The 8,966-nt window shown below is 74.2% G+C and carries 3 protein-coding genes; all 3 read right to left on the reverse strand.

Going from position 1 to position 8,966, the window contains the following annotated elements:
- Window positions 1-1,194 (reverse strand): cytochrome P450 (locus V7793_RS27700; RefSeq protein ID WP_336011253.1); only part of this gene is annotated, 1,194 nt, incomplete at its 3' end.
- Window positions 1,195-1,246: 52 nt separating this feature from the next.
- The gene (ccrA, locus tag V7793_RS27705; RefSeq protein WP_336011256.1) at window positions 1,247-2,503 is read right to left on the reverse strand and encodes a crotonyl-CoA carboxylase/reductase; all 1,257 of its coding nucleotides are present in this window, start codon (window positions 2,501-2,503) and stop codon (window positions 1,247-1,249) included.
- A 61-nt stretch (window positions 2,504-2,564) separates the two neighbouring features.
- The coding region (locus tag V7793_RS27710; RefSeq protein WP_443058010.1) for a type I polyketide synthase at window positions 2,565-8,966 on the reverse strand (6,402 nt) is incomplete at its 5' end.

Raw genomic sequence — 8,966 nt, forward strand, 5'->3', positions numbered from 1 at the left:
GGTGACGGGGAGCTCGCGCACGCCGTAGAAGACCATGTCGTTGCGGAAGCGGAGCTCCTCGACGGGCTCGGCCAGGCGCAGGGTCGGGAAGCGCCGGAAGAGGGTCTCGAAGACGATCTGCAGCTCGATTCGGGCGAGCTGCTGGCCTATGCACTGGTGGGCGCCGAAGCCGAAGGCCAGGTGCGGAGCGGGGCGCCGGGTGATGTCGAAGCGCTCCGGCTCCGCCACGAAGGCGGGGTCGAAGTCGGCGGCCAGGACGTGCGCGACGACCTGCTCGCCCTTGGCGATGCGGACGCCGCCGAGCTCCACGTCCTCGGTGGCGACGCGCTCGCCGCCGAACTGGCCGATGGTGAGGTAGCGCAGCAGCTCCTCGACCGCGTTGCCGACCAGCGACGGGTCCTCGCGGAGCAGGGCCAGCTGGTCGGGGCGGTCGAGCAGCAGCGCGGCACCGAGACCGATCATGCAGGCGGTGGTGTCGTGGGCCGCGATCAGCAGGGTGCCGGCCGCGTTCATGAGGAACATGTCGTCGACGACGCCGTCGGTGTCCTCGGTGGTGATCAGCGCCGAGATCAGGTCGTCGCCCGGGTTGGCCCGGCGCTCCTGGACGAGCTGGTAGAGCAGCCCGCCCAGGCGCATGCCGGCGGCCTCGGTGGCGGCGACGTCCTGGTCGACGCGCATCATCGCCTCGGCGATCTCCTGGAACTCCGCCCGCCGCTCGACCGGGACGCCGAACAGATCGGAGATCACCATGGACGGCACCGGGTTGGCGAAGGTCTTCACCAGGTCGACCGGCCCGCCCTGCGCCTCGATGGCGTCGAGGTGCTCGTCGACGATGCGCTGGATGTTCGGCCGGAGCGCCTGCATGCGCCGGACGGTGAACTCCTTGGCGAGCAGCTTGCGGTCGGCGGTGTGCTCCGGCTCGTCCTGCCACAGCAGGCTGCCGCGGCCGGGCTTCTGGGTGACGACGCCGTCCTGGGTGTGCAGCGCGTGGGGCACCTGGACGCTGAACGAGGGGTCGCGCAGCAGGGCGCGGACCTGCTCGTAGCCGGTCACCAGCCACGCCTCCCGGCCGCTGGTGAAGGTGGCCCGGGTCACCGGGGCGGCCGCCCGGATGTCGGCGAGACCGTCCGGCGGCAGGAACGGGCAGCTGCGGGCCTTGGGGACGGCGGGCGCGCCGGTGGTGGGCTGGGACATGACTCTCCTTGCACTTGCTGGTGGGAGGGGGAGGGTTGCTGCGGCGGGACGGTCAGGCGGCGGGGAGCGCGAGCGTCGTCTCGCCGCGCCGGGGCGCGTTCACGAGGACGGCCATGTTCCCGGAGGGGTGCACGTTGTCGTGCATCATCTGGTGCATGCGCCCGATGTCCTCGAAGCCCTCGCAGGCGGACAGGCAGGGGTCGAGCATGCCGGCGCCGACGAGGCTGATGACCTCGCGGCACTCGCGCGTGCCGGCGTAGTGCGAGCCCTGGAGGCGCTTGGAGCGCATCCACAGGTGGCGCAGGTCGACGTCGCCGTTGTAGCCGGAGGTGCCGCCGCAGATGACGACCATGCCGGCGTTGTCGCACAGGTACATCGAGGTCGGCAGGGTGTCCTGGCCGCTGTGCTCCAGCACGATCCGCGGGGACTTGCGCTCGCCGAGGATCTCCCAGATCTTCTTGCCGATCCCGCGGGCGCCGCGCAGGAACCGAGCCGACGCCTCGGCGTCCCCGACGTCGGGCAGCCGGCCCCAGTGGTCGAAGTCGCGGCGGTTGATGGTGCCTTCCGCCCCGAGTTTGCGGCAGTAGGCGGCGCGGTCCTCGTCGGAGACCACGGCGATCGGGATGCCGCCGGCCAGCCGGACGATCTGGATGGCCATCGAGCCGAGGCCGCCGGCCCCGCCCCAGATGAGGACGGGGTCGCCGGGGCGGACCGTGTTGCCCTGCCAGCCCAGGAGCTGCCGGTAGGCGGTGGGCCCGGTGAGCAGGAAGGCCGCCGACTTCTCCCACGACAGGTGGGCGGGCTTGGGGTGGCACTGGTACTCGTCGACGCGGCAGAACTGGGCGAAGGAGCCGTAGTTGGTCTCGTATCCCCAGGCCTTGATGCTCTCCGAGACCAGGGGGTCCGTGCCCAGCCGGATGTCCTCGGCGGTCTCGTCCCACTGGCCGCTGGTGACCAGCACCTCGTCGCCGACCTTGACGTTGCGGACGCCTTCGCCGACGGCCCAGACCACGCCGGAGGCCTCCGAGCCTCCGATGTGGAAGTCCTCGGGCTGGCCCTGGCGCTGACGCATCCCGATGACGTCGACCGGCGTGCCCAGCGAGGACCACACGTTGTTGTAGTTGATGCCGGCGGCCATCACGTAGACCAGCACCTGGCCGCGGCCCACGGCCGGGGTGTCGACGACCTCGGTGCGGAACGCCTGCTTCGGCTGGCCGAAGCGGTTCTGCCGGATCACCGAGGCGTACATCTGCGGCGGGACCTCACCGAGCGGCGGGGTCTCACCGATCTCGTAGAGAGCCTTCGTCATGTCTGTCTCCCACATCTGCTCTGTCTGGTCCGGGGTGCTCGCGGTGGTCGCGGGCCGGTCATCAGGTCGTTGCGTCCGGAGGGACGGCGGGGCCGGACGGATCCGTGACGGTGTCCGCCAGCCAGGACTCCACCGCCGCCGCGGTGGTGCCGGCGTGGTCCTCCATCATCGAGTAGTGGTTCCCGGCCACTTCGACGGTCGTGCCGACGTGCTCGGGAGGTGCCGCGCGCCCGTCGCCGTCCGCGGCGCCGGCCGCCGGCATGGGCTCGCCCGCCCGGACGAGCAGGGTCGGCGCGGCGATCTCCGGCGCGGCCCAGTCGTCGAACAGGTGCATGTAGCGGCCCATCGCGGTGAGCTGTTCGCCGCCGGACCTCATGAAGTCCAGGCGCTGCGACTGCGCTTGGGCCATGGCGTTGAGCACCTGGCGGTCGAAGGGGATCTCGCGGCTGAAGCTGTCGACCATCACCACGGCCGCGGGCTTCTCGCCCATGGCCTCCAGGCGGGCCGCCACGCCGTGGGCGATCCAGCCGCCGGAGGAGTAGCCGAGCAGGACGACGGGCTTGCCGCCGGCGCATTCCAGCACGGTGCGCGCGTGCAGGCCGAGCACGGCCTCCACGTCGGACGGGACCGGTTCGCCCTTCTCGTAGCCGGGGTGGGTCAGCGCCCACATGTCCATCCGGTCGCGGAAGGGTGCGGCGAACCGGGCGTACTGGTGCGCTCCGGCCGGTACGACGTACGGCGAGAAGCACATCAGCGCGAAGGGGCTGTCTCCTTGCGAGAACCGCACCGGGGCGGGCGGGCGCTCCAGTTCCTCGGGCCGTTCGAAGGAGCGCCGGAAGCGGGCCGCCTCCACCAGCATCCCCATGGCCTCGGCGGCCGCCCCGTTCTCGCTCGCGTGCTGGTAGAGCTGCACCAGCATGTCGGCCGGCCGCTCCTCCTCCGCGGTGCCGCGGCCCGCGGCGCCGAGCTTCGTCAGCAGGTGCTTGGCGAGCCTGGCGGGGGTGGGGTGGTCGAAGGCCATTCCTGCGGGCAGCTTGAGGCCGGTCGCCGCCGACAGCCGCCGCCGCAGGTCGATCGCGGTGAGCGAGTCGAAGCCCAGCTCCAGGAACTGCGCGGTGGGCGGCACGTCCTCGGCCGACGCGTGGCCGAGGACGACGGCGCTCTGGGAGCGGATGTGCTCCAGCAGCCGCTCCTCCTGCTCGGCCGGGGCGAGTCCGGCCAGTTCGGCCGCCAGGCCCGCTTCGGCGCCGGTCTCCTCGTCGGCGGCCTGCTCGGCCTCCAGGAGCCGCTGCACGTCCGGCAGGTCGGCCAGCAGCGGGCTGGGCCGGCCCACGGTGAAGGCGGGCAGGAACTTCTCCCAGTCGATCGGGGCGACGGTCAGGGCCGCCTCGTCGTGCTCGACCGCCTGGTGCAGTGCGGAGATGGCCAGCTCGGGGGCCATGAAGCCCAGGCCCCGCTTTTCGCCGCGCTCCTGGACCGCGTCGTCGACCATGCCGCCGCCGGCCCAGCCGCCCCAGGCGAGCGAGGTCGCGGTCAGGCCGCGGGCCCGCCGCCGCAGTGCCAGGGCGTCGAGGAAGGCGTTGGCGGAGGCGTAGGAGGCCTGTCCGCCGCTGCCCCAGACGCCGGCGCCGGAGGCGAAGAGGACGAACGCGTCCAGTTCGCGGCCGTCGAGCAGCTCGTCCAGGTGGACGGCGCCGGCGACCTTGGAGGCGGCGGCCTCGGCGAACTCGTCGAGGCCGGCGTGGGTCAGCAGGGACGACCGTGCCGTGCCGGCGGCGTGCAGCACCGCGGTGAGCGGGTGCCGGTCCTCGATGCCGGCGAGCAGCCGTGCGACCGCGTCGCGGTCGGCGATGTCGCAGGCGGCGATGGTGACTTCGGCGCCCAGTGCGGTCAGCTCCGCGTGCAGTTCCTGCGCACCGGGGGCGTCGGGCCCGCTCCTGCTGGTCAGCACCAGGTGCTGGGCTCCCGCGCCGGCGAGCCAGCGCGCGAGGTTGCGGCCCACGCCGCCGGTTCCGCCGGTGACCAGGACGGTGCCGCGGGGCCGCCAGGGCGTGGCGGGCTCCCCGTCGGCGGGCCGGGCACGGACCATGCGCCGGCCGAACACGCCGTCGGCGCGTACGGCGAGCTGGTCCTCGTCGTGCTGGGCCAGCACTGCAGCCAGGCGGCGCAGTGCGTGCTCGTCCGGCGCCTCGGGCAGGTCGACCAGGCCGCCCCAGCGCCGGGGCAGTTCCAGTGCGGCGACGATGCCCAGGCCCCACAGCTGTGCCTGGTCGGCGTCGCGCAGCGGGTCGGAGGCGCCGGTGGAGACGGCGCCGCTGGTCGCGCACCACAGCGGTGCCTGGACGTCCAGGTCGCCCAGTGCCTGCAGCAGGGTCACGGTCGCGGCGAGACTCGCGGACAGCGTCGGGTGGGCCGGGTGCCGGCCGGGTGCGAGGCCGAGCATCGAGAGGACTCCGGCGGGCTGTTCGGTGCCGAGCTCCTCGGCGAGCCGGTTCGCGGCGTCCGCGCGGTCGCAGTCGACGGGGAGTTCGACGACCCGCACCTTGGCGCCGTGGGCGCCGAGCACGCCGACGACGCAGGGCGCCCACTCCTCGTCGGCCAGCCCGGCGGGGAGCACGGCGAGCCACAGGCCGTCCAGGTCCGGGGCGGCCGGGGCGTCGGTCAGCTGCCGGAAGGCGACGCGGTAGCGCCAGCCGTCCACCGTGGACTTCTCGCGGCTGCGCCGCCGCCAGGAGGACAGCGCCGGCAGCGCCGGGCCGATGAGAGCGGCGTCGTCCGCCCCGAGCTCGCCGGCGAGCCCGGTCAGGTCCGTGTTCTCGACCAGTTCCCAGAACCGGGCCTCGACCGGATCGGCGCCCGCGGGTGCCGGGTCGGCGCCCTCCAGCCAGTACCGCTGCCGCTGGAACGCGTACGTCGGCAGGTCCACGCGCTGTTCGGGGTGCCCCGCGAAGGGGACCGTCCAGTCCACGTGCACGCCGTTGACGTGCAGTTCGGCGACGGAGCGCAGGAAGCGGTCCATGCCGCCCTGGTCCCTGCGCAGCGACGCGCCGGTCACGGCTTCGGCGCCGGCCTCCTCCGCGATCTCCTGCACGGCACCGGCCAGCAGCGGGTGCGGGCTGCACTCGACGAACACCCCGTGCCCGTCCTCCAGCAGCGCCCGTACGGTCCGCTCGAACTCCACCGTGCGGCGGGCGTTGCGGTACCAGTACTCGGCGTCCAGGGTGCCGGTGTCCAGGACGGCGCCGGTCACCGTGGAGTAGAAGGGGACGTCCGCCGCGCGCGGCGCGACCGGGGCCAGCAGCTCCAGCAGCTCCGTGCGCAGGCTCTCGACCTGGGCGGAGTGCCCGGCGCCGGTGGCTCCGCGGACCTTGCGCACGCGGACGCCTTCGCCTTCGAGCTCCGCCAGCAGTTCGTCGACCGCGCCGGGCTCCCCGGAGACGGTCAGGGCGGCGGGCCCGTTGACGGCGGCGACCGACAGCCGGTCCCCGTACTTCTCCAGCCTCGCGCGGGCCAGGTCGGCGGGCATCGCGACCGCGAGCATCGCGCCCTTGCCCATGAGCTTGGTCAGCGTGCGGCTGCGCAGGGCCACGATCCGGGCCGCGTCGTCCAGCGTCAGCGCCCCCGCGACGTACGCGGCGGCGACCTCGCCCTGTGAGTGGCCGACGACGGCGGCGGGCGTCACGCCGTGGGAGCGCCACAGGGCGGCCAGCGACACCATCACCGTGAACAGCGCGGGCTGGGCGACCTCCACGTCCGCCATGCCCGGCGCGCCCGGCTCGGCGCGCAGGACGTCGAGCAGCGGCCAGTCGAGGTAGGGGGCGAAGGCCTCGGCGCAGGCCTTGGCCTGCTCGGCGAAGACCGGGGAGGTCTCCAGCAGTTCCGCGGCCATCCCGGTCCACTGCGAGCCGTGCCCGGGGAAGACGAGCACGACCTTGCCGGAGGCCGTGGTGGAGCCCTGGACCACGGTGTCCGCGGGCTCGCCCTCGGCGAGGGCCGCGAGCCCGGCCCGCAGTTCGTGCAGGTCGCGGCCGACGACGACCGCCCGCTGCTCCAGCTGGGTCCGCGTGGTGACGAGGGCGCGGCCCACGCCGGGCAGGGAGAGCCCTTCGGCGCGGTCGAGGTGGTTCAGCAGCCGGCGGGCCTGCTCGCGCAGGGACCGCGCGGTCTTCGCGGACAGGGCCCACGGGAAGACGTCCACGGCCGGTGTGGTGGTGCCGTCCGGGGTCGCGCGGGGCTGCTCGTCCTCGGCGGCGGGCCCGGTCCCGGGAGCCTGCTCGATGATGGTGTGCACGTTGGTGCCGCTCATGCCGAAGGAGGAGACGGCGGCGCGCCGGGGCCTGCCCCGGTCGGGCCAGGCGGTCTGCTCGGTCAGCAGGCGGACGTTCCCGCCGCTCCAGTCGACGTCCGGGGTCGGCTCGTCGACGTGCAGGGTCTGCGGCAGGACGCCGTTGCGGATGGCCATCACCATCTTGATGACGCCGCCGACGCCCGCGGCCGCCTGGGAGTGGCCGATGTTGGACTTCAGCGAGCCGAGCCACAGCGGGTGCGCTGCGCGCTCCTTGCCGTATGTGGCCAGCAGGGCCTGTGCCTCGATGGGGTCGCCGAGCTTGGTGCCGGTGCCGTGGGCCTCCACGGCGTCGACCTCGCCCGGGGCGAGCCGGGCGTTGGCCAGGGCCTGCCGGATCACCTGCTGCTGGGCCTTGCCGCTGGGGGCGGTCAGGCCGTTGGAGGCGCCGTCCTGGTTGACGGCGCTGCCCCGTACGACGGCCAGCACCTGGTGCCCGTTGCGGCGCGCGTCGGACAGGCGCTCGACCAGGACCAGGCCGACGCCCTCGGCGAAGCCGGTGCCGTCGGCGGTCGAGGAGAACGCCTTGCAGCGGCCGTCGGCGGACAGCGCGCGTTGCCGGCTCGACATCGTGAACGCGGACGGGCCGGCCATCACCATCACGCCGCCGGCCAGCGCCATCGAGCACTCGCCGTTGCGCAGTGCCTGCACGGCGAGGTGGAGGGCGGTCAGCGAGGACGAGCACGCGGTGTCGACCGTGACCGACGGCCCCTGCAGGCCGAAGGCGTAGGAGAGGCGGCCGGAGATCACGCTGGCCGCGTTGCCGCTGGGGATGTAGCCCTCGACGCCGTCGGGCACCTTGAGCGGGCGGGCGGTGTAGTCCTGGTAGCCGGAGCCGACGAACACGCCGGTGGCGGTGGAGCGCACGGTGTGCGGGGCGATCCCGGCGCGTTCGAAGGCCTCCCACGTGGTCTCCAGCAGCAGGCGCTGCTGCGGGTCCATGGCGACGGCCTCGCGCGGGCTGATCCCGAAGACGGCGGGGTCGAACTCGTCGGCCTCGTGCAGGAATCCGCCCTGGGTGGTGTACGTGGTGCCGGGGTGGTCGGGGTCCGGATGGTAGAGCGTCTCGACGTCCCAGCCGCGGTTGCCGGGGAAGCGGGAGATCGCGTCGCGGCCGGAGGCGACCAGCTCCCACAGGTCCTCGGGCGAGCGCACGCCGCCGGGGTAGCGGCAGGCCATCCCGATGATGGCGATCGGCTCGTCCAGTACGGTGGCGGCCGCCGAGGCCGTGGTCTCCGGGTCCTGCCCGCCGGTGAGTTCGGTGAGCAGGTGGGCGGCGAGGCCGGCTGCCGTGGGGTGGTCGAAGACCAGGGTCGTGGGCAGGGCCAGGCCGGTCGCCTCGTTGATGCGGTTGCGGAGCTCCACGGCGGTCAGGGAGTCGAAGCCGAGGTCGCGGAAGGGCCGGTCGGCCTCGACCGCGGCCGCTCCGCGGTGGCCGAGGACGGCGGCGGCGTGCGTGCGCACGAGGTCCACGAGGGCGCGTTCCCGGTCCTCGGGCGGCAGCGCGCTCAGGCTCCCGGCGAGCGCCCCGGAGCCGCTGCCCGGCTCGGGGGCGTCCTCCGCGAGCGTCGCGCGGACCTCGGGGAGGTCGCCGAGCAGCGGGCTGGGGCGGCCGAGGGTGAACGGCGCGATGAAGCGCGACCAGTCCACGTCGGCCACGGTCAGCAGCGTCTCGTCGCGGTCGAGTGCGCGCTGCAGGGCGGTGATCGCCGAGTCGGGGGGCATCGCGCGGAGCCCGCGGCGGCGCAGCCGCTCCTCGTCGTCGCCGTCCTCGACCATGCCTCCGTCGGCCCAGGGGCCCCAGGAGACGGCGGTCGCGGTGAGGCCCCGGGCGCGGCGCTGCCGCGCGAGCCCGTCGAGGAAGGCGTTGCCGGCCGCGTAGGCGGCCTGTCCGCCGCTGCCCCAGACGCCGGAGATGGAGGAGAAGAGGACGAAGGCGTCGAGTTCCCGATCGCCCAGCAGCTCGTCCAGGTGTGCCGCGCCGCCGGCCTTCGCGGCGAGCGCGGCGGCGAAGGCGGCCGGGGTGGTGTCGGCCACCATGCCGGCGTCGGCGACTCCGGCGGTGTGCACGACGGCGGTGAAGGTGTGCTCGGCGAGCAGGGCGGCGACGGCGGCGCG

Source organism: Streptomyces sp. KLMMK, assembly GCF_036961605.1.
In the GTDB taxonomy this organism is placed as follows: domain Bacteria; phylum Actinomycetota; class Actinomycetes; order Streptomycetales; family Streptomycetaceae; genus Streptomyces; species Streptomyces telluris.

Bases quoted from the DNA above. Each gene is read 5' to 3' on its own strand.
- ccrA (WP_336011256.1), bottom strand. From the start codon at position 2,503: ATGACGAAGGCTCTCTACGAGATCGGTGAGACCCCGCCGCTCGGTGAG.